The sequence below is a fragment of the Bacillus cereus genome, from assembly GCF_002564555.1.
Lineage (GTDB): Bacteria > Bacillota > Bacilli > Bacillales > Bacillaceae_G > Bacillus_A > Bacillus_A cereus_K.
The window spans coordinates 67,608-92,629 of the sequence record NZ_NUVD01000009.1; the positions used below are offsets into that span (position 1 = coordinate 67,608).

Consider the following 25,022-nt stretch of genomic DNA (forward strand, 5'->3'; position numbering starts at 1 on the left):
CTTACCCATAAATCAATTATATTAATATACCATATGTAAAGGAGGCTTTATTAACTTTGATTCATAAACTAAATCCCAGTTCTTTTAAGGTAGCAGCATCCATTTTACATGTTCAGATTCCAGCTTATAAAATTGAAGCAGACTATTTAAATAGTACTGCAATCCCCCGTTTATATGATACTGTAAACGATATTCAAAATTGCGGTGAAACATTCTATGGATATTTTTTAGAAAATAAACTTGTCGGCTTTATTTCTTTTATACAAGAAGAACAACTAATTGATATTCACCGACTAGTTGTATCACCTGATTTTTTTAAAAAAGGTATCGCAACGAAACTCCTACTTTACATTTTTAACATGTTCCCTTCTTCAATGACATATATTGTACAAACAGGAAAAGCAAATACTCCTGCTATTACATTATATAAAAAACACGGCTTCATTGAAGTGACACATACAGAACTCCCTGATGGTCTAGTACTTACACAACTAAAAAAGACAGAAAAAATAAAATAGTTTGACTCATTTACTTATTTATGTTATTTTTTACTTTAACAAACCTTTTGCTGAGTCCAAATTTTGGAGCGGGGGAACCATTTTTGTAGCTATGCTACTTGGGGCGAATCTTTCTTAAGTAGGGAAACTCTCACTTCCCGAGTCCGACAGCTAACCTCGTAAGCGTAATGGGAGAGGAAGGTGCTTTTTGCCTATGTTACACATTCTGCCTCCTTAATTATAAATATGGAATCGATATCAAATAGACACCTATATTTATAGAAAAGGAGATATGTATTATGCTACGTTTATCTGATCACGCAATAAAAATGATGGAACAAAGACTTCGACTCGAACAACACCGCACATATCAAGCAAATAAAGTTGTAGATAACTTACATCACAAATACTTCTTTCAACATATTTTTCAGCCGAAAAGATAAAGGAAATGTTTATTAAAAATAAAAACACAAGGTGTGTCTATAAAGACATTCCTTGTGTTTTTTATTCCTTATACTATTCTCACTACATTTAAACTTGCTATACGCAAATATATACATTTTTATAATCACCAAAGATTTCAAAAGAAATTTAATAACCTGAGTCCATATAAATATAAAAATCGGGTTGCTTAGTTTCGCTTTTTAGGCAGGGATCACTGCAGTGTTACCCCTCTTCTCTACTTAGCAATAAACCGATTTACTTTAATTACGTTTTTCATTTCAATACGTGGTGTTACGCCCTGAATCCAATCTGGGTCAAATCCAATCCAATCTTCTTCTGAGCTTTTTAGCCAATTAAAATCAAAAATATTGGACCATGAAGATATCATTTCTTCTTCAGAAAAACCGTCTTCTTCTAATTGGTTATACTCTTCTTCTGTTTGAGTTAATAGCCACTTGTTTAAAACATAATGCCAAGAGTCAAAACATGACCAAAGAATATCCTCTTCTGGTATGTCTAATGTAATGATAACACCTTTTTGACCTTTAGGTAGCATCCCTGGTCGGTTCTGATCCGGTCTCTTATGCCAAAGCCATACAGGATAAGTTGAACCATCATAATTAGGAAGCCTTTCCTTCATCTGCCCCATCATCCAAGCATACGAAGATTTAAATTCTGGCCAAACATATTTTTCATTACCTTTATAAAAACCGTCGTCTCGCATTTTCCTATATATATGAAGAGGTTTTACTGTGTAGACTATCAAATAAACACTTCCTATCTAACCATTAATCGTCTTTTATTATAATACACAAAAAAATATCCCCTCATCAACCAATATGGGTTGACTATACAGTTTTTGCAATTGGCTGCTTTTTAGTACATTACTTCCTTGCCCTAATAATAAACGTCGTCGGCACCATTCTAGCCTTATATAAAGAATAATACTTCGTAGACGGCTCTGCTACTTCTCCATTAAATACACAAGATGGTTCAGGCTCTTCTATTCTCTCAATTGTAAAACCCACTCTATTTAACTCATTTATGTATGTACTCATTTTTCTCTTATATAATGTCGCTTGTACTTCTTCCCCTTTAAATGTTTCAAACGTAATAGGAGTTTCTTCATGATACGAAGACTTTAAAACAATTTCTTCTGTACCATACTGTAAATTTGAATACACCGGATGTTCCCAGCTGAAAATAAAACTTCCTCGCGGCTTTAAATATGAATAAATAAGCTCTACTGTTTTTCCTAAATCCGAAGTCCAGCCTAATGCATAAATTGAGTATACAATATCAAAATACCCTTTCGGAATATCCCCTTCTTCTTCCATTGCTCCACATATTAACTTTGGATTCCAACGCTTTAACGTTTCATACGCTGTTTCAATTTGCGTACTCGAAAGATCGAGACCCCATAATTCCTTTGCACCACGCTCCGCCATATATTGCAACGAATGCCCACTTCCACATCCAATATCAAGAACCTTCTTATTTCCGATTGAATCAAATAGGTGAATTTCATCTTCAGACGCTGTATACGGACCATATTTAGGTAAACAATCCACTTGAAAGAAATACGGCGCGACTGTATCCCAACACTTTTTATTAATCGCTAACATTTGTGTGCCTTCCATATCCTGCATTCCCCCCATCCATTTTTCTTCCCCTAATATAAATTACACATTATAACTCGATCTCCCTTTTCTCTTCGCTCGATATATATACAAAACACATTTCAATCATACTTAATCTATTAGATGAATTTAGACTCAATCATATACAAAACCTCTTGCCTCTAACATTATCAAAGCAGAGCTACCCTTAAAGTAGATATACAGCCTATTAACATTTTACATATTATGGTATAATTTAAAGGTTGATAGCTATTTATCTACATGCCACACTAACAGTCTAGTAATGAAAAAATCAAAAAACATTTGAAGTTGGGGTGATATTATGAAAAAGATAAAAGGATTAAGTGTTCTTCTATTCGCCGGAATCATATTATCCGGATGTTCAACTGTAGTAGAAAATTCTTTAGAAACTGGAAACGGCAGTATGGAATTATTAACACCAACGATTACAACAAAAGATAATGAATTAGAAATTAAAACCGAAGGCATTGATGAAAATAAAGTAACCTTTATTTATGTTGCCAATAAAAAAGTATTTGAACAAAAAATAAAAAATGATGAATCCTATAAACTTGATATTAAGGGTATCAAGGATGCTCATAGGACAGACTACAAACCAAAAGTTCAACTTTTACAAACGAAAGATGATAATAAAGACGGAGAGATGGTAACCTTTAAACAAGTTAGATATACAGTAAAAAAAGGGTAGTTTTATAGTTGTTTCACTTAAGTGTAGGAGATGTTAACATGAAAAGACGCTGGATTTATTGGTGGATCGGTAACATATCTTGGATTATCATTTTCGGGATTTTGGCAGCCATTATTTGGCTAAGAGAGGTTGATGGCGCTGGTGTTACTCAAACACCTGAGCTTAAGTTAGTAGCATTTATCGTTTTATTAATTGCATTTATATTACCGATAATTATTCAAGCTGTATGGCTAATTGTTAATTTGAGAAAGAGCAGTAAAAAATAATCATACATAATTTTAAAGTTTTTTAGAATTATACGAGAAATATTTTTATAAAAAAGAGAGGAATCTTTTTCAAAATAGATTCCTCTCTTTTCTTACGATGCATGATGATTTTTCTTTTTCATTAACGCTCTCTTCTTCATCGCTTTCGTTAAATATCCACCTTTAAATGAGCGGATTTCATAAGAAGACATAAACGCTTTCGGTGCAATTTCATTAATAATTTCTAAAAGTTCTTTCTCTCTTGAACGCTTTGCAACGATATCTAATCGATAACGTACAGAATTAATGCCTTCGCCTTCAAATACTGTAACGCCAAATCCAGAATGGCGTAATTCATCTACTAATTCATTACAACGGTCTAGTAAACTAACTTGATACGTAATATATCCAATTGCTAATTTATTCTCTATATAACCGCCTAATAATAGTCCCGCACTAAAGCCAATGACGTAGGCGACAATGTTCATCCAATTTGATAAATCTTGAAACACAATACCTAAACTGACAATGTAAATAGCTCCTTCTAACAATCCTACGCCAGCAGCGGATCTTGTTTGATTCTTTACAAGCAAAATCGTACGGATTGTTAATATAGGAACATAAATAATTTGAAGCACAAAAATAAGTAAAGCTTGTAACATTGTTATCCACCTCTTTCAAAAAGTCTTTTGTCATAATAACATACATAACCTTTAGAAATCGATGGGTTTTTTAATTTTTTTAAAAAATTTTTCATACTATTGAAAACCCTCAAAAATAAGCGTATTATATTCGGCATAAATTTGATAAATATCTTTTATTTTCAAACAAAAAAGGAACCTGATTAGGCCCCTTTCATCATAACTCTATATTTTTCGAAGCATGTTCTCTTTGCTTCTCTTCTTCTTTCACTAACTGCATATTCGCATAGGCTAAATTCGCAATCATTAAAAAGTGACCACCTAAAATGCCAGTACCAAATGCCCACATTTCCATTTCATGCTCAATTTCATACATAATGATAGCCCCTAATATAGCGGCCGCAAATCGGTTTAAAACTCCTAATCCAGGAGCCTTTTCTTTCATCACAATACTTCTGCCTATTTTCTCTACTCTGCGAGCTAATAACCAAAGACAGTATGCACTTACAGCTAATCCAATCCCAAACCCTGTCACTTGTTTTCCAAACGGAGTAATCGTCCACATAAGTAGTAAACCACTAAAGATCACATACAATTGCAATCGATATACACGTAAGGCTACTTGAATCAAAATATCCGCTCCTAATTTCTCATTTTTATATTTCGAAAGAAAAGCAGCAACTTACACAGTTGCTGCTTTCTCTTGTTCTTGTTCATGATCCATTTTACGAATTTCAACACGTTTAATTTGATACGCATCTTTTTCTAACACTTTAAATTCGTACCCTTCAGCTTCAACGTGTTGTCCTTCTTCAATCTCATGATTTTGCATCATAATCCATCCACCGATTGTATCTACATCATCTTCTTCAATGTGTAATCCAAACAAATCTTTCACTTCTGTGATGAGCACTTTTCCATCAACAATTTTATGGTGCTCGTTCACATGCTGAATTGGTGGTGCTTCATCTTCATCATATTCATCACGAATTTCGCCGACGATTTCCTCCAATATATCTTCAAGCGTTACAATTCCAGCTGTCCCTCCGTACTCATCATATAAAACAGCCATCGGAATTCGCTTCTTCTGCATTTGCAGTAATAAATCATGAATTGGAGTCGTTTCCATCACTTCAATAATCGGACGCATATACGTGCGAATCGATGATAAATCTTCTTGATCGTTGTTCATATATCGAATAAAGAAATCTTTTACATTGACCATACCGATAATATCATCTTTATCTTCTCCAAAAATCGGATAACGTGTGTATCGTTCATTTTGGATTACTTTCATGTGTTCTTCTACTGAATCTTTAAGATAGAAACCAACGATTTCTGTACGCGGTACCATTATCTCTTTCGCAATACGATTATCAAATTCAAATATATTATTTACATACTTGTATTCAGCTTGATTAATTTCTCCACTTTCATAGCTCTCTGAAAGAATAAGTCGTAACTCTTCTTCTGTATGAGCTACTTCATGTTCAGAAGCTGGCTTCAAACCGAATAAACCAGTTACAACACGAGCAGAACTATTCAATACCCAAATAAACGGATACATAACTTTATAGAACATCATTAACGGACCCGCAAATAACAATGTCACTTTTTCAGCTTTTTGAATTGCCATCGTTTTCGGAGCTAATTCCCCGACTACAACGTGCAAGTACGTCATCGTCATAAATGCAAGACCAAACGTTAATACTTGTGAAAAAGAAGGGTTTAAATTCAATTTCTCAAATAACGGATGTAATAATTTTTCTATCGTCGGTTCACCTAACCAACCTAGTCCCATCGCTGTAACTGTAATACCTAATTGACAAGCTGATAAATATTCATCTAAATTTGTTGTTACTTTTTTCGCTGCTAAAGCACCGCGTTTCCCTTCCGCAACAAGCTGATCAATACGACTTGAACGTACTTTTACAATCGCAAACTCTGCTGCTACGAAAAATCCAGTAAATGCGATTAAAATCGCAACCATGACTAAATTAAATATTCCCAATGAATCCCCTTAGTTAACAAACTAAGGTGTCCACCTCCTGTATACTATAATGTTTTCTTATTTGTTTATGAGAAAACATAGCCCTATACAAAAATTAAAGAGGTCGGATTTCACTTTTTCTATAATAATAGAGCAAGTGTCTGTATTAAAGCTGTCGTTTGACCAGATAAAGATTTCGATATTTTTTCACGTTGTGAATCAGTCAATTCATCTAAAAGCGGCTTTAACTCTGTCAACTCCACTTCTAATCGATGAATATGGTCTGTCACTTCATTCACTTGTTTCGAAACGTGTTCATTGATACCGAGCAGCTTTTTCTTCTCCTCGATTTTCTCTTTAATCTCACAAAGCGGCATATGCATTTCTTTGCACTTCTCAATAAATTGTAATGTCTCAAATGCTGTTTCGTCGTAATAGCGATAATTAGATTGAGATCGCTCCGCTTTTAAGATACCTAGATTCGTATAATAATCAATCGTTCGTTTCGACACGTGAGCCATGAGAGCCAACTGTCCGATTCGATACACCTTCCCAACGATCTTCCCCCCTTGTTTATATTACTTACATCATACAATACATAAACTGTACAGTCAAACGTGACGGTTTCTTATTCACAATTTATGCAAAATTTCATCCCCCTCTCTTCTCTACATAAATTGGATCCAAATAATTACTAACATGCGAATTAATAGCAATATATTTCATAACACCCTTCAATTATCAGAAAATTAAGTTATAATATCTTTATAAAAGAAGAAAGGAGACTACGCTCATGTACTACAACACTTCATTCGAAAACGATCAACCTGTAGGCCGTCTATAAACTAAGACGGGCATTTATATAACACATACACTTTGCCTCGTCTTAGGGAACTGATAATACCCTAAAAATAGACGGAGGTACTTAAAATGAAACAAACAATTTTAGGAGCTATATGCTTATCACTAGCAGCAAGTATTTGGGGCGGTATGTACGTTGTTAGTAAATATGTACTCGACTTTATTCCACCACTGACACTCGTTTGGCTACGCTTTATAATCGCTTTCGTTGTTTTATATTTGATTTTAAAAATAGCTGAGAAAAAGCAAAAGAAAAAAATAACCATTCACAAAAAAGATTGGCTACTATTCGCTTGGATTGGTTTCATCGGATATTTTATTTCGATCACATGTCAATTTATCGGAACAAAATTATCCGACGCTCATACAGGATCCTTGGTAACATCAGCCACACCAGCGTTTATGGTTATATTCGCAGCGCTCATTTTAAAAGAAAAATTAACCACTCGTAGACTGTTATCTACTATCATAGCGACTATCGGTGTCATTATCGTAATCGGATGGGATATTGAAATCGGCTCCTATTTTATCGGTACAATCATATTAGTTGGAGCCGCTATTACGTGGGCTTTACTATCTATTTATGTAAAAATTGCTTCAGCGCAATTTTCATCTTTAGTTATTACAACGTATGCAATATTCTTTTCACTCTTTTTCATAACACCTTTTATGGTATGGGAATTACAATCAGCCTCTATAGAAACAGTAAATACGTACGTAATATTAGGCGTATTATACTTAGGAATCATCTCAACTGCAGGTGCCTTTTTCCTTTGGAATAAAGGATTAGAATTAATGGATGCTAGCATCGGCTCCTTATTTTTCTTCTTACAACCTATTGTTGGATCATTACTTGGCTGGTTCCTATTAAATGAAACATTAAGCAATAATTTTTTTATTGGTGGTATTCTTATTATATGTAGTGTTTTAATTACTACTTTTGAAAAGCGAACATAGTATAAAAAAACAGGCAGAGACTTAGTCTCTGCCTGTTCGCATAATTGGATCTTGATCGTGAAAACTAATACAAATCGGTATATTACTTTGTACATCAATACATGCACTCGTAAAACTACATACCGTTCTTGCAATTAAATATAAAGTTATACCGATTGCTTTTTCACTTATATCAAAGCCATTTTCAGCATACAAATCCGCTAATTCCACCGACCTCGGTCCCTCAATATCATATGTCCATTCAGAAGCCCAATCATCATCCTCTTCCTCAAGTGGAACATACTCCTCACAAATATAAAACTGACTATCCCATTCATTATCCAAATCATACTCAAAATAAAGCGATTTTGCCTCTTCACTAGTAGCGATCTGTATTGCTTCATTCAATCCTACTCGAATACTTTCCTTATATGACTCTAAATCAATTGCTTTAATTCGCTCTGCATATTCTGTTGACGCTAGCATGCTACAAATTTTAAAATACTTCACTTCTATTTGCTCTACTGCCAGCGAAAAGACATCCTCTTGCATCTCTTCTAAATACTGAAACATATCCAAACTAACTCACTCCATGCTCTTTACGCACTCCAATGCGCGGGACGGGACAACAATTCCGGTAATTTCGTATGCTTGTCCCCTTTCGCCGCGTTAATTTGAACTTGCGTAAGAAAAATACTATTTGTAAAATCCGCCCCGCGAATATCTGCATCTCGCAAATCTGCTCCGATGAGATCTGCCCCTCGTAAGTCTGCACCATTTAAGTTAGCCGCAATTAAATAAGCTCCTCTTAAATTCGCACCTTGCAAATTTTTCTTTTTCAGATTCGCTCCCATAAGGTCTGCTCCGCGGTGGCTAATTCGTTTCTTACGTACGACATTCATTTCCTTCCACACTAATTCACTCGTTTCTAAAAGAAGAATATTCACTTCTGCCCTGTGCACCGGAACATATATTTCCATTAACTCATCTGGACTTAAATTCGAAAGACGCTCGGTCTCTTCAATTGCTCTCTTCAGCTCTTTATGAATCGATTGTGTCGCCTTTAAAAGAATCGCCTCATTCAAATACCAAAGCATTTCATGCAGCTGATGCATAACTGGGAAAGCATCAAACATTTTCCTCGCGTGCTCAGCATCATTCCGCCAATCCATTCCTTTAAACGTAACTTGAGAAATCTTTTGTCCAGCACCGAAACATTCAAATACTGTACAGCCTTTATACCCTTTTCCTCTAAGGTCGCTATGTATACTACATTTATAATCTGATTGTAAATTGGAACAAGGTTTGCCCCCATCCTTATTCACCGCGAAATCTACTGATGCTGCGAACGGTAATGCTACACAACATAGACCAAAGCATTTTTCACAGTTTGCTTTTAAATTCTCGTTATGATTAGTCAAAATCTATACCCCCTGTTGTCTTTTGACTATTTCATAATATTCCAACTGTATCAAATAATCAATTTTAAAATAAATGGACCTATTTCATTTCAAACAACAACATAATCCTTTTATTTCTTTTCATTTTGAAAGGACTTCCACTACAATATTAACTATAATTAAATTATGAATATTCGAATAAAAAGGAGGCTACTATGGCATTAGAAATGAAAACAAACTGTCAAATTTGCGATCAATCCCTCGAGCCAGATTCTGAAGCTTACATTTGCGTATATGAGTGCACATTTTGCGCACCATGTACGGAAGAAAGACAAAACGTTTGCCCGAACTGTGGTGGCGAGTTAGTACGTAGACCGAAAAAGAAATAATAAAAAAGGCAAAAACGAACAGGAATATGTTCATTTTTGCTTTTTTATTTAACAATTAACATTACTTCTATTATTGATTTAAATGATTTTTAACTGCTCTTATAACCAATTCATGATCTTCTTCTGGTGGTAATCCTGAGACTGTTACCATTCCAATAACCCCTACGTTTTTTATTTGGATAGGAAAGCATCCACCAAACGCAGCATATTCCGAACCATCTAAAAGGTATTTCTCATGATATGGAATTCCACTTATTTCACTTTCTATCTGCATATAATACGAGCTACGATTATGCAGAGAAACGACCCGTTTTTTACGCTCAATCCATTTCGTATTTTCCTCAGTTGTCCCTGTCATCTTGAAATGAAATAATTGCACACCATTTTTTGTTATATCAACAGCAATCACTTTCCCCTCTTGCTTTGCTGTTTCAACGATAAATAAACCTAATTGCAAGGCATCTTCATTTGTAAAAGAGGAAAATTGAAGTGTTTCCTCCTCTATTAAAATTTGTTTACTTATTCCACTCAGATTTGAAGCACTCATATCTTTAACCTCCCAAATCGTTTTATGCCATATTGGCATTTTTAAAAATTACCAAACTCCAAAATACCACCTCTTAAATAGGCTATTATGAAATATATTGAACACATAAAAAATGTATGTACTAAACTTTTTAGCTCAATGGCTGCAATCCAAATTCATCTAAGGAGTTTTTTACCAATTGAAACAAAAAAAGAACCTAATCAATATTAGATTCTTTTCTACTCGAAAACACTCGCCGTGATTATTGGATTTATTCTATCGACGTTTCGACAAAGGGTATTAACATTTTCATTAATCTAACTCCCCTTTTACGTATGAAATAATGTGCCTTCTAACGCCGCAATATATCTTTCTGCCGAACGTTCCACTGCCTCATTCGCATTTTCTTTTACTACTCGGTGAAAGGCATTATATAGACGATTAAATTGAAGTCGTTTTACTCGATTCGCCATTTCTTCCACTTTCCTCACCGGTAATGGAATTAAGTTCGGATAGCTGTACATGAAACTTACCCACTGCTGATCTGCTACAACTTGAATAATATCACCAGTTAACAAAATACCTTTCCCGTCATTTCCTTCTTCCCAATGTAAAACAGAACCACCTTTAAAGTGTCCTCCTAAGCGATGAATGACTAATCCATCAGCCAATTGTAAAGTCTCCCCAGTCCAGTAAATGATACGGCTACTCGGGCGTACTACCCACTCTTTATCATCTTCATGTATATAAATTGGTACATCAAACGTTTCTGCCCATTCTACTTGTGTTGAATAATAATGAGGATGAGATAGTGCAATCGCATCTAATCCGCCAAGCTCTTTTATTTTCTCGATTGTCGTTTCATCTAAATAAGTAATACAATCCCATAGTAAACGATACGATTCTGTTTTCACCATAAATGCCGTCTGACCGATCGCAAATTCCGGTTTCGTTGTAAAACTATAAAGTCCTTTTTCTTCTAAGATAATTTCATTTTTATACGTACCACCAGTTTGCAAGTTTTTTAAAGTCGTCCAAGACTGCCCTTTCGGATTAATATATTGCCTCTCTTCATCACAAATAAGACAACTCACCGGTTCTTCTACACTCGCTGCATACTGCACGCCACACGTTGTACAAACGAAATTTTCCATAATGATTCCCCTATCCCTTTATTTTTATTAAGCTGATTTTTGTTGATAATGATCTACTTTTTTATTTTCAATTAATAAACCTATTAGAGTCAGTAAATAGACAGCTGTAACTGCCATTGGAATTACAGTAAACCCTTTTTCAGCAAATAGAATCCCGCAAACTGACGTTACGAATACAGTCCCTACTGATAATAAACCATAACTTTTACTTTCATAAAACTGAAGAAAATACGCTTCTTCACGTATCACTTCCGATTCATTCAGCTTTACAACATATTATCCGTCCAGCAAATATACAGTACTTGTCGTTCCACCGCTCAACACTCGCATGCTTTTCGGATAATGTAAAATAACCTTCTCATTAACGAGTTGTTCAGCAATTATTGAAATGTTCATATCCTTCACTCCAAATGCTCTTCATATAATCTAGTAATTTCTATAGTCGAATCCCTCTCTTTTAATTTACGAGCCAAACTTTCTACACCAAACACTTCTGTAAACGTATGACTACCTACAATTAAGTTAATACCTTTAAATTTCGCATGCTGCACTGTATACAATGTTTTTTCTCCTGTTATGTACGTATCACAACCTTTTTCTAATGCACGCTCAATAAGGTTCGTATTGTTTCCTGCACCTGTCAAAATCGCAATTCGTTTTACTGGTCTATCATGATTCCTCCAGCTCTTCACTTTCTCTTCCGTCTTCTCTTCCAGTTTTTCTACTAAGTTTGAAAATGGAATCTCTTCTTTATATTCTCCTATTCCAGGTAACTCTTCTTCTTCATACGTAGAGTATTCTAAGAGTGTATCTATCCCAATTTTCTGAAATAACGACGTACACGTTCCAAATTTCACAAAATCTAACGGCAAATGAATCCAAAAATGATTCATTTCATATTCCTTTAACTTCTCAATACAAGCTTCTTCCATGCCAAATAAAAAACTCCAAGGCGCATGATGTGTAACTATCATATCAACTCCATTTTTATATGCTTCTTCAATAGTTTCTAACGTCAAATTTGTTGTGTAGCCTATTTTGTGAAATTCCTCTTTACTAATGTGAGTGAAGCCATACTCGTCATCACCATATTTATGAAGATGCTCTTCAAATAGTGATGTTATATGCTCTTTAAACTGCGTTATATTCATTTTTATTTCTCCCTTCTTTCACTTTTATATTTCAAAATTAAGGAAATACTAACAATAACGTTACATACATATAGGAGGACAATATGAAACCTGAATTTTTAAAAGCTGTACATACTGCGATTGGAAACGTCGAACACCTTCATATAGAAGAAAGTGGTTCCGACAGCTTACTTATTCACCATGATGATGCACAGCAGTTACAACAAGTTGCTGAAAAGTTAGAACATAACAACTTCCGATCCACAATTCGATCAACCGGAGATGCTTCGTATATTGAAGTGTTGAACAGATAACGTAAAGCCCTGGCTATATGCCAGGCTTTCTTCATTCGTTACTTTTAAAATTCAAATGTACTTTGAATGGCTATAAAATCGTACATTACCACTTCAACTCCCCTACACCCGGTTCAATAAACTTCCCTGAAACGTCCTCATTTGAATCTATTATCCAATCATATATATTTTTGGCCCCTTCAGCAGGAGTCATATCCGCATCAAAAGCTCCAATCTCAGTCTTTAATTTCCCTGGATGGATTGCAGTTACACAAATCCCTTTATCCGCAAACTCTTGTTGTAAACAGAGTGTTAACATGTTTTGTGCAGCCTTAGCGATTCGATATGAATATGAGAACTGACCTTGCTGAAATTCTTTTCCCCCCATTTTATGTAATGAACCTAAACGAGAAGATACATTTATTATTCTCGGATGATTTGCCTTCGTTAAAGTCATATATGTACCTTTTATAGCTCGAATTACACCTAAGCAATGAATATTAAATAGTTCCGTTAACTCTTCTGAATTTGTCCGTAAAATCTCGGTTTCCTTTCCAGGTATCCCAGCGTTATTTATAACTAGATCAATATGCTCCGTATATTTCTCAAGCTGCTCCTTAATACGTTCAGTACTATCATCAGCTGATAAATCTGCTACTATAGGAAAACATCTAGAACTAAATATTTGTTTTAGTTGGTCCCTCGCTACCTCAGTTCTGACTAGAGGATAAACGATATGTCCATGTTCATGAAATACTTTTACTAACTGTAACCCTAATCCACGATTTCCCCCGGTAATAAAGACTCTCATATATCCATCTCCTTATTTTTATAATAAATAAGAAAATCTACCCACTTACCACTCTCCTGAGAAAAAGCCTCTCTCTTACATTCATAAGTAAATCCCGCTCTTTCTGCCAAACGGACGGATGGCTCATTATCAACATGTATATGTAATTCGATTCTATGAAATTGAAGACTACTAAAAAACAACGGTAACGCCGATTTTACACTTTCAATTCCATATCCATTTTTCCAATATTGATTATGAATTGAATATCCCATCATCGCCCATTGATAATCCATACGTAAAATTTTTATAAGTTCTAGCTTTCCAATATTGGCACCATCTTCTTTCTGAAAAATACCTAGAACATACATTTCATCCCGCCGTGCCGCCTCATCAAATCCTCTTATCCATTCCGTGAACCATTCTTTTGTTGAAGACGACATATCATGATAGCCATCATCGTATTTATATTGAGATGGTAACCTCTTATTGAATCCATCTAACCAACTTTCATAATCCTCTTTTTGAAATGGACGAATAATAAGTCTCTCTGTCTCTACTTGTAATAGTGGCAGCTTCATTTATATCTCTTCCTTTGATTATTAATTGAATATTCTTTATTATCTTACACAAAATACAAAATCTAGTAAATTATTATGTTTTCGATAAACAAAAATCCAGTTATGCTTTGTACATAACTGGATTTTTCATCATTTAATAACTTTTTTATTTCGCAAGAACTACATCTCGTAATTCCCTCTTCAACACTTTTCCTAAAGCGTTTTTCGGTAACTCTTCTATAAATACAACTCCAGGTATTTTGTAACTTGCTAGTTTTTCTTTACAATGCTGAATATCTACTATTTTGACCGTATGACATGGGCTCGTTTCCGTGGATTAATTCCAGCCGAAATCATTATGGATCAAACAATTGATACACTGAAAAAGATAGAAAAGAAATAATAGCAAAAGCCGCAATTAGACAGAGTATTTCATTAGGCAACATTCTAAAAAACTACGCTATTCAAAAGTAAAACCGTCCCTAGGGACGGTTTTACTTTTGACATACAACAAACGACTAGCTTATTCAACCTGCACTATATTCTCCTTTAATTACAAAAAACGAACCTCGAATTGTTCCAGCAAGTTTAGACTTCTGCCTAGCAAACTTAAACTTCTCTTCTAACTCCTTTGGTACTTCCATTCCCTCAGAAAGCTTAAATCCAACAGCTCGCTTCTTCGGGTTATCCAATGTATACATGACGTTGACTGCAAGACCATCCTCATAAAAGACATAGGAAAATTTAATATTTTCCACTTGAAAACAAGATGTTTCTAAAGGTTTGGCTGCAAACTCAATATCACGCTCTTCTTTCAAAATGCGGTTCACATAATCAAGAGTCTCCTCGCTTTCACTAGCTGGAACAACCGTAAATTCATGTTTATATTTATTCATAAAGTAACGTGCTTCATGGGCACGTAAACCAGCAAGCGTTTCTGCTACAGGTGAAGACTCTAAGCCAGCTGTAGTTACAGTTTTAAAATCAACGATATTGGACAATTCCATCTCTCCTTTTAATTCCTTACTTCCTAACAACTGGAATCCATATTTCACCAAAAACTAGGCCGTTTCGCTGCCCCATCTCAACTGTTGTATTTGGCCCACCAACATAAGCAAAATCCGTTGCTTCTGCTAATGCTTGACCAAATGCAATACCAGTAAGCTTATTACTTAGCTCCTCAGGTGTCTTGCCTTCCCCTTTCACTACTAAGTATTCTCCCTTTGGAAACTGGATAACTCTAGATTCCTCTTGTATCGTTGCCTCTGTCATGACACCAGCGTAATACATCATCTTGTTATTCACCGCTTCACTCACAGCAAAAATGTAATCATTTGTAGCTAAAGCTTTTAAAGTGTCCAACCTTCCATCTTGTTCGACAGCCAGCCAAAAGTCTGCCTTTTCCTTGTTTATGCCCGCAAAGTCTGTGTAGTGGCTCTTAAGTTCAGTTCCAATACCTAGCACGATAAAGCTATCTTTTTCTTCTATTGTATAATTTTTCATATTCAAAACCTTCCTCACTTTTAAATGAATCAAACAATTTATCTTTTCACTTGATGAGTTTATAATATCCTTAAATCATGTCAAAAAATGATACTGTTTAGGAGACCAAAATGAAAAAAGTTGAACGGATTAATACGATTATGCGGTATATCAACAACCGCTCCCACTTTACAATTTCGGAAATCATACGAGAATTTAACATATCACGATCAACAGCTATTAGAGACATTAGAGAAATTGAAGCTATGGGGATGCCACTCGTCGCTGAAGTTGGAAGAGCTGGTGGATATTTTGTTATGCATAACTCTATCTTACCCGTTGTTCGCTTTACTGATAACGAGGTTAAAGCTCTTTTTATTGCCTTTATGGCTACTAGAAATCAACAACTTCCCTATTTAAAGAGCCGTCAGTCTTTAGCTGAAAAACTACTAGGACTCATCTCGGAAATCCAGCAAGATGATCTTGTTCTTTTAAATCAAATCTTGCTTTTTGAAGGGACTAACCCCCATAATCCTGACCTACTTGAGCTTTCTGACCTCCCCCATCCTATGTTAGAAAAACTCATCCAAATCCTTCTTTTGGATAACCATTTATTGATTACTACCAAAGAAGAGGAAGAAATCAAGTCTTATCCAATTTACTTACTGCACCTTTATCAAGAAAAAAGCCATTGGATAATTGAATGCTTTGACTTAGAAGAAGAAAAAAAGAAGATGTTTCCTGTCGATCATCTCATCAATATCGAACCATATACGCCGCAAAAAAGATTAAGTAAAAAAAAGATTTTAGAAAAACTAAGTAAGAAAGACGAAGGCATCAACCTTGTACTTGAACTTGGTCCAAAAGCGATTGTCCAGTTCAAAAAATATCATCCTTTAAAAGTTTCAATTTCTTATACAAATCCTTACCAATCCACAGCCATTTTAAAAACTTTTATCAATGTTAATAATCTCGATGAATTAACAGAAATAACAAATTGGCTACTTTTCCTAGGTAAGGATATCAAAATCAGGGAAATACCCGCAGAAATATTAGAAGGTCTACAGGAGAGATTATGTTTATACTGCCCCTAAGCAGTGACCAGTTAAACCAAAATAATATTGAGTTTGACTAGATGCCAGTTACATCTATTTAAATACCTAGTAAAAACATTTTATTCGCTACCGCTACTTTAAGCACTCTTCTAGAAATAACGCTAACACAAAAAAGACATGAACTAATCTTTGTTCATGTCTTTTTATATTAGAGTTTAACCCTCATTAAATTGCTTGTTTAATATTCTAATATGGATTTATCTTATCCATCATCTCTTTCGTTCTTTTTTCATGTCCCACTATTTTTGCACAAAAACCAACAATAGTGAATTAGAATAATGACTTAATACTTGCTAGGACAGTAAGTATACCTATAATAATGACAAATACATTGCTCATTTTCCCTCTGTATTTAGCCAGTACTGGTACTTTACGAATCGCATACATCGGTAATAGACATAAGATCGCAGCAACTAATGGACCGCTAAGGGCATCAATAATTCCAAGAATACTTGGATTTGCATAAGCAACATACCAGCATGTTAATACGACAAAAGTAAGAACCATTGTCTTAACTGTTTTTTCTTCGATATCTTTTCCGCGTGTTTTACCGAACTTCATAATCACGTCACGCATTACCTCATATGCTCCTATATAATGGCCAAGGAACGACTTTGTTATAGCCACAAAAGCAATAATAGGAGCTGCAATTGTGATTACAGGAGAATTAAGCTCATTAGCAAGATATGAAAGGATTGATAAGTTCTGTTCTTTCGCCATTTTTAGATCCTCTGGAGTCAAACTTAGTGTGCTACTCCAAACAAAGAACATAACAACAACGAATGTCATGATATAACAAACTTTTTGTATTTGAGCACATTTAGCATCAGTAGCTTCTATTCCATACGTAGCTCTCTGTTTCACAACAAATGATGAAATCATAGGTGAATGATTAAATGAGAATACGATGATTGGTAGTATCATCAATATCGTTCCAAAATATCCTGTTCCTGTTGAAGCAGTAGAAACACCTGAAAAGCTAAGCATTGACGTATTCCACTGTGGAATTAAAGATATTGCGATAAATAGTAGAGAAGCTATGAAAGGATACACTAGCATACTCATGACCTTTACAGTAATATCTTGGCCAAAATTTAGTATAGCGATAAGGCCGAGCACTAACACAAGAGATAAAATGGCCCTTGGAGGCTCCGGCATGTGCAATTGATGCACGATAAAACTACTTGCAGTATTTGTAAGCGCAACCGAATACATCAGTACGATTGTGTAAATTGAGCTGAAATATACGATGTTAAAAATGATACTTGCCTTATTTCCAAAATACTCTCTTATTGTACCTGTAATCCCTTCCTCAGCAGAATTAGAAGCGTATATCATTTTAGCAAGCGCCCTATGTGAGTAATACATAACTGGATATGCAAGTAATGTAATTAGTAATAATGATAATAAACCAACTGAACCTGCATTAATCGGTAAAAAGAGTACTCCTGCCCCAATTGCTGTTCCAAAAAGGCTTAATGCCCATGTAGTATCCTGCTTGTGCCACTTTTTAGGATCTGGATATTGCCCATTTTTGACTGCGTTATTTTCAGCTTGAAATTCTAGTTTCTTTGCAGTATTCCCATTCATATAATAACTCCCCCTCGTATCCTATTCTTGCGTCTCTTTTTAGGCTTAAGAATATAGAGCATTCTTAAAAAATGAATCGCTTACTAGGTGCGCCACATCGGAAACGATTCCACCTAAAGCTGTCCCTTTTAATTTGCGAGGCATTTATTCTCCAACCCTATACTTCGTCAGCATTGATGATATTGTGTACACCAGCTAGTACGATGTCCACTGCTACTAAACTATTTTGAAGAAATTCCCCTTCTGGTCACACACCTTTCTGCAATTAATCTTTTCAGTCTGTTCAATTTTAAAATGTTTGATATTTTCTCCGTAGGTAATCGGTTACCTCTCGACGCCCTCATTATAACGTTTATATTTACGAGTCTAATATTTTTTTATTTTTAGAAAGACAGAATAAACAGAATTATGAATAGATAATAAATTACAATTGGTATATAGTAGTTGTGTCTATTTTTTGAAGCTGTATTAGTTAGCAAAAAGGGGGAAATAATACAGCTACCCTTTTTGCTAACACGTTGATTATATTGGGAACTCATTATAAAGATAGTTATATCCCCCTTTACTGAAACATCTTATTTTAGACGTAAAAACTGTTATAATAAATAATCATTGTAGATATAAAGGAATAAATTAAGAAAACATAAAATCATCCCACTGAATATTTATCACTATTATCGAGTAAATATACATTTTTCAGAAAAAAAGAACTTCTCTCACTTAGTACCAGCGCACCTTCTATACTGATTGACAGGTTAAGCCTGTTAAAAGAATAACACCACAAGTTTCCATTTACTATATGTAATATTTATCAAGTGTAGTTTTTTCTAAATATGCATAATTGCATATTTAGAAAAGGAGAGTATACTTTTATATTGTGTAATAAAGATAAAGCCCACCTATGGAAATAGGTGGGCTTTTCATGTATAAAAATTGCATTTATTATACGGCAATTAGAATTGAGGTCAAAATATTATCTCTTTCCTTTTTACTCTCTCAGTCTGCTTTTTCTCAATACCTGAGCCTACTTACGTACCAACTGCATAACCAGTAAGAATACTAACAAATTATAGCAATAACTAAGATTAATATGATTTTAATCCACTTTTCCAAACATATATTTTATTTCAGAAGATTTAGTTACCATAGGGCACCGAACCGATGGTGCACTTACCCTAACTGACGTTTAAATGTTTTACTAGCGAAGAAGTAAGCGATAACCATAATGCCCACGCACCAAGCAAGGGCGATCCAAATATCGTTGCCAACAGTCCCTTCATATAAGAGGGCACGAATCGCATTCACGATTGAAGTTACAGGCTGATTCTCAGCAAACGCACGAACAATTTTTGGCATCGTTTCGGTAGGCACAAAAGCCGAACTAATAAATGGAAGGAAAATTAGTGGGTACGAGTAGGCTGTTGCCCCTTCCATAGACTTAGCTGTCAACCCTGGAATAATAGCCAGCCATGTTAGCGCCAGCGTAAACATAACAAGTATCCCAGCTACCGCGAGCCAATCTAGAATATTAGCGCTGGAACGGAAGCCCATTAAAAGTGCAACGAGAATAACCACCACCATAGTAAGGACATTAGCAACAAGAGAGGTTAATACGTGAGCCCATAATACCGACGAGCGCTTGATGGGCATAGTAATGAAACGTGCCATCAGCCCGCTCTTTACATCCGTAAACAAACGCACGGATGTATAAGCGACACCAGATGCGATAGCCATCAGCAAAATCCCCGGCAATAAATAATTGACATAGTTATCCGTTCCTGTCTGTATGGCACCACCAAATACATACACAAACAACAACATCATCATAATCGGCGTAATCGCTACTGTAATAATCGTATCCGGACTGCGCATAATATTGCGCATTAAACGACCTAGTAATACCCCTGTTTTACTTTTCATTTTACATCTCCTCCTTTTTTACCGATGATCGCAAGGAATATTTCTTCCAATGTCGGTTGCTTCTCTATATACTCCACTTTCGCTGGCGGGAACATCTCTTTTAGCTCAGTAAGGGTACCGGTTGTGATGATTTTTCCACCATGTAAGATCGCAATACGGTCCGCTAGTTGTTCTGCTTCCTCCAAGTACTGGGTCGTCAACAAAATAGTTGTGCCTCCGCCGGCAAGTTCCTTAACGGTATCCCACACTTCAATCCGTGCTTCAGGGTCAAGCCCGGTCGTTGGTTCGTCGAGAAAAATGACTGCTGGTGTCCCGATCAAGCTCATGGCGATATCAAGGCGGCGCTTCATCCCTCCCGAATACTGGTCTGCCCTCTGGTTTGCTGCATCAGTCAAGCTGAATCTAGCAAGCAAATTGTCAGCGACTTGAGCAGAATTGGAAACGCCGCGCAACTTGGCGATCATTATCAAATTTTCTCTCCCAGTGAGCATACCGTCTAAAGCTGCGAACTGCCCTGTCAAACTGATACTTTGACGAACACAATCCGGTTGACGCTGAACATCAAAACCACAAATACCTACTTCACCGCCATCTTGCTTCATCAGCGTCGAAAGGATATTAACCGTCGTCGTCTTACCCGCTCCATTCGAGCCCAACAGCGCGAAAATTTCGCCACGCTGCACCTCAAAATCTACCCCTTTTAACACTTCCTTATCTTTAAAAGATTTTTTTAATCCTTTTACAGAAATTGCTGTCTTACTCATACTTTTTCCCCCTTATAATAAGCCTTTTACAGAGCTAGATTACTTACGACCCTCTATTCAGTCTCACTGATAATCTGTATTACTTAGTACCGAATTAAAAATATAACTGAATAGCGATGGTGGCAATTCATATTTGTAACCAGCTAATCAGTCGGTATTACTTATTGCATTTATTTTTTTCTCAATTTCTTCATGATACTTTCATTCAAATCTTCACGATACTTGGAGACATAAGTTTTAGCGTTTGCCACTAGTTCGTCAGCAAAGGAAGCCACGTCATCCCCAGTGATTTCAAGCACTTGTCTTCCTTCCGCCGCACCTGCTTCAAACAAATCAATTAATTCATACTGTATGTGTAACATATCCATCCCATTACCCGCTGAGAAATTCCACATGTAGTTTTGAATTTTCTTAAACACAAACTGATAGTCCTCTGGCAAGGCTCCAACTCGTGCCATCATCATTTTATACTCTCTTTTATCACCAATTAATTTTTTGAACATTTCCATCATATTATTTTTCCTCCTTTTTTATAAAGCAGAACAAGAAATCCCAAAAGTATCGGACGCAATATCTTATCTTATGAAGCTAGTTTGACTTCAAGACGTTAATTTTTGATGATACAAAATCCCACTTTCTCCAAAACAATTCAAGCTCCTGGCGACCAGCTTCATTCAGTGAATAAAACTTACGAGGTGGCCCCATATCTGACGGTTTCTTTTCAATATTCACAAGCTTTTTCTTCTCTAATCGTACGAGGATGGTATAAACCGTTCCTTCCACGACTTCGGTAAACCCAAGATCATTCAGGTGACGTGTAATTTCATAGCCATACGTTTCACGGCGACTGATGATTTCCAGCACACAACCTTCCAACGAACCTTTCAGCATTTCAGTTAAATTTTCCATGTTCTGATCCTCCTCTACCCCCTATTCTGTCTGACTTATATTCAGTATCACAGAGTACTAAGGCGAATTTTTTACCGAATAGCTTTTGAGAAACCATACTATTCAGTATTACTTATTACAAGTACATTGTATGACTAAGTAGTGGTGAATGTCAACTCGATTTTATATTTTTTCTAAAATCCGCTATTCCCTATTGTTTACTGAATATATTTTGAGAAACAACACTATTCAGTATCACTCATTACAAGTACATTGTATGACTAAGTAGCGATAGATGTCAACTCGATTTTTATATTTTTTCTAAAATCAACTATTACCTATTAGATACAGCAGATTTTCTTTTTGAAAAAAAATTCTGCCACATACCTACCCCGCTAAGAAAAGAAAATACTCCAAAACAAAAATTCTACATTTTTTATTTTTGAGCGCTAGACTATCGCCTTTCACACGCTTGAGGAAGGAGAATTCTTTCGGATAATGCGTTAAACAAACAGTTATGATTCATTAGATACAGAAATAGACATACAAAAACGCATTCCTTTTCTATCATTCAACAGAAAGAATAGCGTTTTTTTATTTTGAGGAATAATCAATTTTTTAGTTAAAAACTTTTTAAAGACTTTATAGGAAACCTCTTTATTTACAATACATTTACACTATTTTAACATTTTTTATATTATTTATATGATATATTTATATAGAAATTACTTAAGAAATTCCATTTACATTTTATCTTTATGATCTCTTACCTAATTGATAAAGAGATCATGTTATATTTTTATAACAGGGGTGAATTAGGATGACTGAAACTTTAAAGACACTTATAATGCTTGATGTTACTTACGTTATTATAGCAATTATGACGGTACTAATATTTGTATACTTAGAATTAAAATCTCAGTAACTTATGCAAGCGTGATCGACAGCTTCAGCATTTCAATATAGTTAGAAAAAAGAGAGGGGAAATTATTTTCTCCTCTCTTTTGTATGCCAAAAGTTTGTTCCATCTTTTCTTACATATTTTTATTAATCTTTCATTCCATAATTCTCAAACTCTTTCTCATTCCCATAAAATACATTCAAATCAATATACTTTTCTTTTCCATTATAACCTCTTAATTTTCCACGGTTCGTGTATTGCCAAAACGTCCAATTTCTTTTATCGGATATACTCGGTTTCGTAAGTACACTACGAATCCAAATATCACATTCAGAGTATGCATCCTTTATATACAAATCATACGCCTCTTGAGTTGCATACAATATTACTTTCTTGCCATAATGTTCTTCTAGCATTTTCACCATTGCTGACAACTCTTTCGTAACATCTTCACGCTTTGGAGGATTATCTTTTTTATTAGCATAAAACTCAACATCTATTACAGGGGGCAATGCTCGTTCATGTTTTGGAACGGTTCGTATATATTGCGCTGCTTGCGTTTCACCCTTACTATCAAAACTAAAAAAATGATACGCCCCGATGCGCATATTTGTCTTTTCCGCATTCGTCCAATTTTTCGAAAAGTACTCATCCACAAACGAGCTCCCTTCAGTAGCCTTTATAAACGCAAACTTCATATTTTGTTTTTCCAACTCTCTCCAATCTATCTTTCCTTGATAAGATGCGACATCGACACCTTTTATTTCATACTTATCCGCACTTAATTGATTCGGAATAAATATACCTTGAAAAACTAAGTAAGCGACAACACCCATTACACTAATTAAGGTGAAAATCCCTCCTATAATAAGTTTCTTTTTCATTCGTATCCCTCCTCGTTAAATATTAAAATTCCACTTACCATTCACGCTCTTTATTAATCATCATTTTTTCTTCAAACGCCTTCGCTAAATCAATTTCTAATTTATTGGCTAAATCACATACATTCCAAATTACATCAAACATTTCTAAACCAATTTCTCGTTTTGAATCTTGCATTTTATCACGCTTTAATATCGCCTCTGCCAACTCACCTAATTCTGCCATTGCATACATCGTCCGCTCTTCGATTGTTGTATCTTGAAACCCTTTTTCTTTACTGAAATTTGATACATATCTCTGGAATTCCGAAATATTCATACGTAATCTCCCTTCATCACAAATACTTCATTTTTTCTATTAAACTTAAAATCCAAATTGTATTTTGTTAAATTATAACATTCATACTATAATTTATTTATAGCCCATTAATGGAGGTGTTTTCAATGACTCTCTTCGCTTCCCCATCATTATTCATACTAGCAATCATCTCATTTGCACTAGCTTATTTCATCGGAGTAAAACAATATACTTGGCTCTTATCAGGGTTCAATGAACACCGTGTACCTGATAAAATGAAGTTATCAAAAATTGTTGGCCTTTATAATTTACTTGCTGGTGCCATTGCTACAATCGGTAGTGTTTTCAGTACTCCTAATGTCAAAATCATTATTCCTATCATTGTAATTGGACACGTTATTATAGCTGCCTATGTAAATACGCGTATGGTCCAATAAAAAAGACCATCCAATCGGATGATCTTTTTTATCCCGCATTAACGGGCAGCAAGACTCCCACCTCAAAATTCGGTGAATGCAAAGGAGTTAGGTGGGAGATCAACTGCCCGTAAAAGCCCGATTGGTGAGGGCTAATAATCAGTAGGGGATGGACACCCCCCCCACTGATTAAAGTTTCACTTTATAATTTATCAACATATTGCTTCGCTTCTAATAATGAAAAACCAAAAACCTCTCTTACTCTCTTAACTGCCGTAACTGTTTTTCCCTCTTCCACAAGCTGGCGTAATTCTTTATTAATCTCAGGTTCTCTTTCTACAATCCCCATTTCTTTTGTAATTATTTGTAATCTATCTTCAATCCTCTTTAAACGTGTATCTGTTTTCTTTTCGATTTTATTTAACTTTTCAGCAATATAAATAAAACCAAAAGCCGCTATCGATATGATCATCCAAAATTCCATGGCTACTCCCCCTCACTAGCTATCATTTGTTTTATTTAAGTATATTAAGAAAATTTTACCATAATGAACATTTAATGT

At 35.2% G+C, this 25,022-nt stretch carries 33 protein-coding genes, 2 pseudogenes and 1 riboswitch; of the genes and pseudogenes, 10 read left to right on the plus strand and 25 right to left on the minus strand.

Going from position 1 to position 25,022, the window contains the following annotated elements; genetic code table 11:
* Positions 1-56: 56 nt before the first annotated feature.
* The 3 genes from COI75_RS04330 to COI75_RS27580 all read left to right on the plus strand — a co-directional run bounded on the left by COI75_RS04330 (position 57) and on the right by COI75_RS27580 (position 1,132).
* The gene (locus COI75_RS04330; protein ID WP_000581424.1) at positions 57-518 is read left to right on the plus strand and encodes a GNAT family N-acetyltransferase; all 462 of its coding nucleotides are present in this window, start codon (positions 57-59) and stop codon (positions 516-518) included.
* A gap of 38 nt (positions 519-556) precedes the next feature.
* Positions 557-699: riboswitch (cyclic di-AMP (ydaO/yuaA leader) on the plus strand.
* Between the two features lie 97 nt (positions 700-796).
* Complete coding sequence (locus COI75_RS26775; RefSeq protein ID WP_000945246.1) at positions 797-940, plus strand: hypothetical protein; 144 nt, start codon at positions 797-799, stop codon at positions 938-940.
* A 54-nt stretch (positions 941-994) separates the two neighbouring features.
* Positions 995-1,132: an IS3 family transposase gene (locus COI75_RS27580; protein ID WP_157260502.1), complete on the plus strand. Its 138-nt coding sequence runs from the start codon at positions 995-997 to the stop codon at positions 1,130-1,132.
* 44 nt (positions 1,133-1,176) lie between these two features.
* Here the strand turns inward: COI75_RS27580 and COI75_RS04345 are convergent, their stop codons facing one another.
* Both COI75_RS04345 and COI75_RS04350 read right to left on the minus strand, forming a co-directional pair.
* Entirely contained in the window at positions 1,177-1,707 is a 531-nt protein-coding gene (locus COI75_RS04345) for a DUF3841 domain-containing protein (protein ID WP_000637696.1), read from the minus strand.
* A gap of 118 nt (positions 1,708-1,825) precedes the next feature.
* Positions 1,826-2,581 (minus strand): class I SAM-dependent methyltransferase, encoded by a 756-nt coding sequence (locus COI75_RS04350; RefSeq protein WP_002095474.1) that lies wholly within the window; start codon positions 2,579-2,581, stop codon positions 1,826-1,828.
* Between the two features lie 322 nt (positions 2,582-2,903).
* On the opposite strand from COI75_RS04350, the gene COI75_RS04355 reads away from it, so the two are divergent.
* Complete coding sequence (locus tag COI75_RS04355; protein WP_000721285.1) at positions 2,904-3,290, plus strand: hypothetical protein; 387 nt, start codon at positions 2,904-2,906, stop codon at positions 3,288-3,290.
* Positions 3,291-3,328: 38 nt separating this feature from the next.
* Entirely contained in the window at positions 3,329-3,556 is a 228-nt protein-coding gene (locus COI75_RS04360; protein WP_000830334.1) for a DUF3923 family protein, read from the plus strand.
* Between the two features lie 92 nt (positions 3,557-3,648).
* On the opposite strand, the gene COI75_RS04365 is transcribed toward COI75_RS04360, so the two are convergent.
* The 4 genes from COI75_RS04365 to COI75_RS04380 form a co-directional block, all read right to left on the minus strand.
* Positions 3,649-4,197 carry a DUF2179 domain-containing protein gene (locus COI75_RS04365; protein ID WP_000938440.1) on the minus strand — a complete coding sequence of 183 codons (549 nt, stop codon included), beginning with the start codon at positions 4,195-4,197 and terminating at the stop codon, positions 3,649-3,651.
* A gap of 196 nt (positions 4,198-4,393) precedes the next feature.
* Entirely contained in the window at positions 4,394-4,807 is a 414-nt protein-coding gene (locus COI75_RS04370) for an ATP synthase subunit I (RefSeq protein WP_000616835.1), read from the minus strand.
* Between the two features lie 51 nt (positions 4,808-4,858).
* A complete protein-coding gene (locus tag COI75_RS04375; RefSeq protein ID WP_000510861.1) occupies positions 4,859-6,187 on the minus strand; it encodes a hemolysin family protein in 1,329 nt (442 codons plus the stop codon).
* A gap of 119 nt (positions 6,188-6,306) precedes the next feature.
* Positions 6,307-6,714 carry a MerR family transcriptional regulator gene (locus COI75_RS04380; protein WP_000285639.1) on the minus strand — a complete coding sequence of 136 codons (408 nt, stop codon included), beginning with the start codon at positions 6,712-6,714 and terminating at the stop codon, positions 6,307-6,309.
* A 382-nt stretch (positions 6,715-7,096) separates the two neighbouring features.
* Here COI75_RS04380 and COI75_RS04385 point away from each other — a divergent pair, with 382 nt between their 5' ends.
* Positions 7,097-7,984, plus strand: a complete 888-nt coding sequence (locus tag COI75_RS04385) for a DMT family transporter (RefSeq protein ID WP_000814739.1) — start codon at positions 7,097-7,099, stop codon at positions 7,982-7,984.
* A 21-nt stretch (positions 7,985-8,005) separates the two neighbouring features.
* Here the strand turns inward: COI75_RS04385 and COI75_RS04390 are convergent, their stop codons facing one another.
* Positions 8,006-8,542, minus strand: coding sequence for a hypothetical protein (locus COI75_RS04390; protein ID WP_000367088.1), 537 nt, complete (start codon positions 8,540-8,542; stop codon positions 8,006-8,008).
* 20 nt (positions 8,543-8,562) lie between these two features.
* On the minus strand, positions 8,563-9,384 hold the full coding sequence (locus tag COI75_RS04395; RefSeq protein ID WP_000181457.1) for a pentapeptide repeat-containing protein: 822 nt from the start codon (positions 9,382-9,384) through the stop codon (positions 8,563-8,565).
* A 194-nt stretch (positions 9,385-9,578) separates the two neighbouring features.
* Between COI75_RS04395 and COI75_RS04400 the strand changes: the two genes are divergently transcribed.
* A complete protein-coding gene (locus COI75_RS04400; protein ID WP_001162786.1) occupies positions 9,579-9,752 on the plus strand; it encodes a DUF1272 domain-containing protein in 174 nt (57 codons plus the stop codon).
* 70 nt (positions 9,753-9,822) lie between these two features.
* On the opposite strand, the gene COI75_RS04405 is transcribed toward COI75_RS04400, so the two are convergent.
* The 5 genes and pseudogenes from COI75_RS04405 to COI75_RS04420 form a co-directional block, all read right to left on the minus strand.
* A complete protein-coding gene (locus tag COI75_RS04405; RefSeq protein ID WP_001123313.1) occupies positions 9,823-10,338 on the minus strand; it encodes a heme-degrading domain-containing protein in 516 nt (171 codons plus the stop codon).
* A gap of 269 nt (positions 10,339-10,607) precedes the next feature.
* Positions 10,608-11,432 (minus strand): MBL fold metallo-hydrolase, encoded by an 825-nt coding sequence (locus COI75_RS04410; RefSeq protein WP_000427249.1) that lies wholly within the window; start codon positions 11,430-11,432, stop codon positions 10,608-10,610.
* A gap of 27 nt (positions 11,433-11,459) precedes the next feature.
* Positions 11,460-11,660 (minus strand): annotated as a pseudogene (locus tag COI75_RS04415) (DUF7010 family protein); the annotation flags it as partial.
* Positions 11,634-11,828: pseudogene (locus tag COI75_RS26780) on the minus strand (aminoglycoside phosphotransferase family protein); the annotation flags it as partial. The pseudogenes COI75_RS26780 and COI75_RS04415, both read right to left, overlap by 27 nt.
* 5 nt (positions 11,829-11,833) lie before the next feature.
* Positions 11,834-12,583 carry a Nif3-like dinuclear metal center hexameric protein gene (locus COI75_RS04420; protein WP_001027982.1) on the minus strand — a complete coding sequence of 250 codons (750 nt, stop codon included), beginning with the start codon at positions 12,581-12,583 and terminating at the stop codon, positions 11,834-11,836.
* An 83-nt stretch (positions 12,584-12,666) separates the two neighbouring features.
* Here COI75_RS04420 and COI75_RS04425 point away from each other — a divergent pair, with 83 nt between their 5' ends.
* The gene (locus COI75_RS04425) at positions 12,667-12,876 is read left to right on the plus strand and encodes a hypothetical protein (RefSeq protein WP_000801659.1); all 210 of its coding nucleotides are present in this window, start codon (positions 12,667-12,669) and stop codon (positions 12,874-12,876) included.
* Positions 12,877-12,961: 85 nt separating this feature from the next.
* On the opposite strand, the gene COI75_RS04430 is transcribed toward COI75_RS04425, so the two are convergent.
* The 4 genes from COI75_RS04430 to COI75_RS04445 all read right to left on the minus strand — a co-directional run bounded on the left by COI75_RS04430 (position 12,962) and on the right by COI75_RS04445 (position 15,708).
* On the minus strand, positions 12,962-13,666 hold the full coding sequence (locus COI75_RS04430) for an SDR family NAD(P)-dependent oxidoreductase (RefSeq protein ID WP_001263468.1): 705 nt from the start codon (positions 13,664-13,666) through the stop codon (positions 12,962-12,964).
* The gene (locus COI75_RS04435; RefSeq protein ID WP_000775358.1) at positions 13,663-14,226 is read right to left on the minus strand and encodes a GNAT family N-acetyltransferase; all 564 of its coding nucleotides are present in this window, start codon (positions 14,224-14,226) and stop codon (positions 13,663-13,665) included. The genes COI75_RS04430 and COI75_RS04435 overlap by 4 nt, the downstream gene beginning before the upstream one ends.
* A gap of 506 nt (positions 14,227-14,732) precedes the next feature.
* The gene (locus COI75_RS04440) at positions 14,733-15,242 is read right to left on the minus strand and encodes a hypothetical protein (RefSeq protein WP_002095469.1); all 510 of its coding nucleotides are present in this window, start codon (positions 15,240-15,242) and stop codon (positions 14,733-14,735) included.
* Positions 15,229-15,708, minus strand: a complete 480-nt coding sequence (locus COI75_RS04445) for a GyrI-like domain-containing protein (protein ID WP_000801054.1) — start codon at positions 15,706-15,708, stop codon at positions 15,229-15,231. Before COI75_RS04445 ends, COI75_RS04440 begins: the two co-directional genes overlap by 14 nt.
* 110 nt (positions 15,709-15,818) lie before the next feature.
* On the opposite strand from COI75_RS04445, the gene COI75_RS04450 reads away from it, so the two are divergent.
* Positions 15,819-16,781, plus strand: a complete 963-nt coding sequence (locus COI75_RS04450; RefSeq protein WP_000755030.1) for a helix-turn-helix transcriptional regulator — start codon at positions 15,819-15,821, stop codon at positions 16,779-16,781.
* Positions 16,782-17,072: 291 nt separating this feature from the next.
* On the opposite strand, the gene COI75_RS04455 is transcribed toward COI75_RS04450, so the two are convergent.
* The 7 genes from COI75_RS04455 to COI75_RS04490 form a co-directional block, all read right to left on the minus strand.
* Positions 17,073-18,392 carry an aromatic amino acid transport family protein gene (locus COI75_RS04455; RefSeq protein WP_001014194.1) on the minus strand — a complete coding sequence of 440 codons (1,320 nt, stop codon included), beginning with the start codon at positions 18,390-18,392 and terminating at the stop codon, positions 17,073-17,075.
* Between the two features lie 1,170 nt (positions 18,393-19,562).
* On the minus strand, positions 19,563-20,312 hold the full coding sequence (locus COI75_RS04460) for an ABC transporter permease (RefSeq protein WP_000837836.1): 750 nt from the start codon (positions 20,310-20,312) through the stop codon (positions 19,563-19,565).
* On the minus strand, positions 20,309-21,076 hold the full coding sequence (locus COI75_RS04465; RefSeq protein WP_000047365.1) for an ABC transporter ATP-binding protein: 768 nt from the start codon (positions 21,074-21,076) through the stop codon (positions 20,309-20,311). Before COI75_RS04465 ends, COI75_RS04460 begins: the two co-directional genes overlap by 4 nt.
* A 170-nt stretch (positions 21,077-21,246) precedes the next feature.
* Complete coding sequence (locus COI75_RS04470; RefSeq protein WP_000970407.1) at positions 21,247-21,588, minus strand: DUF1048 domain-containing protein; 342 nt, start codon at positions 21,586-21,588, stop codon at positions 21,247-21,249.
* A 76-nt stretch (positions 21,589-21,664) separates the two neighbouring features.
* Complete coding sequence (locus COI75_RS04475) at positions 21,665-21,985, minus strand: PadR family transcriptional regulator (protein ID WP_000429484.1); 321 nt, start codon at positions 21,983-21,985, stop codon at positions 21,665-21,667.
* Between the two features lie 1,026 nt (positions 21,986-23,011).
* A complete protein-coding gene (locus COI75_RS04485; protein WP_000727823.1) occupies positions 23,012-23,749 on the minus strand; it encodes a glycoside hydrolase family 25 protein in 738 nt (245 codons plus the stop codon).
* 34 nt (positions 23,750-23,783) lie between these two features.
* Complete coding sequence (locus COI75_RS04490; RefSeq protein ID WP_001026772.1) at positions 23,784-24,065, minus strand: MazG nucleotide pyrophosphohydrolase domain-containing protein; 282 nt, start codon at positions 24,063-24,065, stop codon at positions 23,784-23,786.
* A gap of 125 nt (positions 24,066-24,190) precedes the next feature.
* On the opposite strand from COI75_RS04490, the gene COI75_RS04495 reads away from it, so the two are divergent.
* Entirely contained in the window at positions 24,191-24,481 is a 291-nt protein-coding gene (locus tag COI75_RS04495) for a DUF3784 domain-containing protein (RefSeq protein ID WP_000171749.1), read from the plus strand.
* A gap of 181 nt (positions 24,482-24,662) precedes the next feature.
* Here the strand turns inward: COI75_RS04495 and COI75_RS04500 are convergent, their stop codons facing one another.
* The gene (locus COI75_RS04500) at positions 24,663-24,944 is read right to left on the minus strand and encodes a hypothetical protein (protein WP_000397711.1); all 282 of its coding nucleotides are present in this window, start codon (positions 24,942-24,944) and stop codon (positions 24,663-24,665) included.
* Positions 24,945-25,022: the final 78 nt, after the last annotated feature.

Coding starts and splice junctions, on each gene's coding strand:
- COI75_RS04425 (WP_000801659.1), top strand. CDS start 12,667: ATGAAACCTGAATTTTTAAAAGCTGTACATACTGCGATTGGAAACGTC.
- COI75_RS04410 (WP_000427249.1), bottom strand. CDS start 11,432: ATGGAAAATTTCGTTTGTACAACGTGTGGCGTGCAGTATGCAGCGAGT.
- COI75_RS04490 (WP_001026772.1), bottom strand. CDS start 24,065: ATGAATATTTCGGAATTCCAGAGATATGTATCAAATTTCAGTAAAGAA.
- COI75_RS04400 (WP_001162786.1), top strand. CDS start 9,579: ATGGCATTAGAAATGAAAACAAACTGTCAAATTTGCGATCAATCCCTC.
- COI75_RS04385 (WP_000814739.1), top strand. CDS start 7,097: ATGAAACAAACAATTTTAGGAGCTATATGCTTATCACTAGCAGCAAGT.
- COI75_RS04500 (WP_000397711.1), bottom strand. CDS start 24,944: ATGGAATTTTGGATGATCATATCGATAGCGGCTTTTGGTTTTATTTAT.
- COI75_RS04485 (WP_000727823.1), bottom strand. CDS start 23,749: ATGAAAAAGAAACTTATTATAGGAGGGATTTTCACCTTAATTAGTGTA.
- COI75_RS04350 (WP_002095474.1), bottom strand. CDS start 2,581: ATGGAAGGCACACAAATGTTAGCGATTAATAAAAAGTGTTGGGATACA.
- COI75_RS26775 (WP_000945246.1), top strand. CDS start 797: ATGCTACGTTTATCTGATCACGCAATAAAAATGATGGAACAAAGACTT.
- COI75_RS04460 (WP_000837836.1), bottom strand. CDS start 20,312: ATGAAAAGTAAAACAGGGGTATTACTAGGTCGTTTAATGCGCAATATT.
- COI75_RS04465 (WP_000047365.1), bottom strand. CDS start 21,076: ATGAGTAAGACAGCAATTTCTGTAAAAGGATTAAAAAAATCTTTTAAA.
- COI75_RS04445 (WP_000801054.1), bottom strand. CDS start 15,708: ATGAAAAATTATACAATAGAAGAAAAAGATAGCTTTATCGTGCTAGGT.
- COI75_RS04495 (WP_000171749.1), top strand. CDS start 24,191: ATGACTCTCTTCGCTTCCCCATCATTATTCATACTAGCAATCATCTCA.
- COI75_RS04475 (WP_000429484.1), bottom strand. CDS start 21,985: ATGGAAAATTTAACTGAAATGCTGAAAGGTTCGTTGGAAGGTTGTGTG.
- COI75_RS04355 (WP_000721285.1), top strand. CDS start 2,904: ATGAAAAAGATAAAAGGATTAAGTGTTCTTCTATTCGCCGGAATCATA.
- COI75_RS04450 (WP_000755030.1), top strand. CDS start 15,819: ATGAAAAAAGTTGAACGGATTAATACGATTATGCGGTATATCAACAAC.
- COI75_RS04435 (WP_000775358.1), bottom strand. CDS start 14,226: ATGAAGCTGCCACTATTACAAGTAGAGACAGAGAGACTTATTATTCGT.
- COI75_RS04420 (WP_001027982.1), bottom strand. CDS start 12,583: ATGAATATAACGCAGTTTAAAGAGCATATAACATCACTATTTGAAGAG.
- COI75_RS04430 (WP_001263468.1), bottom strand. CDS start 13,666: ATGAGAGTCTTTATTACCGGGGGAAATCGTGGATTAGGGTTACAGTTA.
- COI75_RS04455 (WP_001014194.1), bottom strand. CDS start 18,392: ATGAATGGGAATACTGCAAAGAAACTAGAATTTCAAGCTGAAAATAAC.
- COI75_RS04360 (WP_000830334.1), top strand. CDS start 3,329: ATGAAAAGACGCTGGATTTATTGGTGGATCGGTAACATATCTTGGATT.
- COI75_RS04405 (WP_001123313.1), bottom strand. CDS start 10,338: ATGCCAATATGGCATAAAACGATTTGGGAGGTTAAAGATATGAGTGCT.
- COI75_RS04365 (WP_000938440.1), bottom strand. CDS start 4,197: ATGTTACAAGCTTTACTTATTTTTGTGCTTCAAATTATTTATGTTCCT.
- COI75_RS04470 (WP_000970407.1), bottom strand. CDS start 21,588: ATGATGGAAATGTTCAAAAAATTAATTGGTGATAAAAGAGAGTATAAA.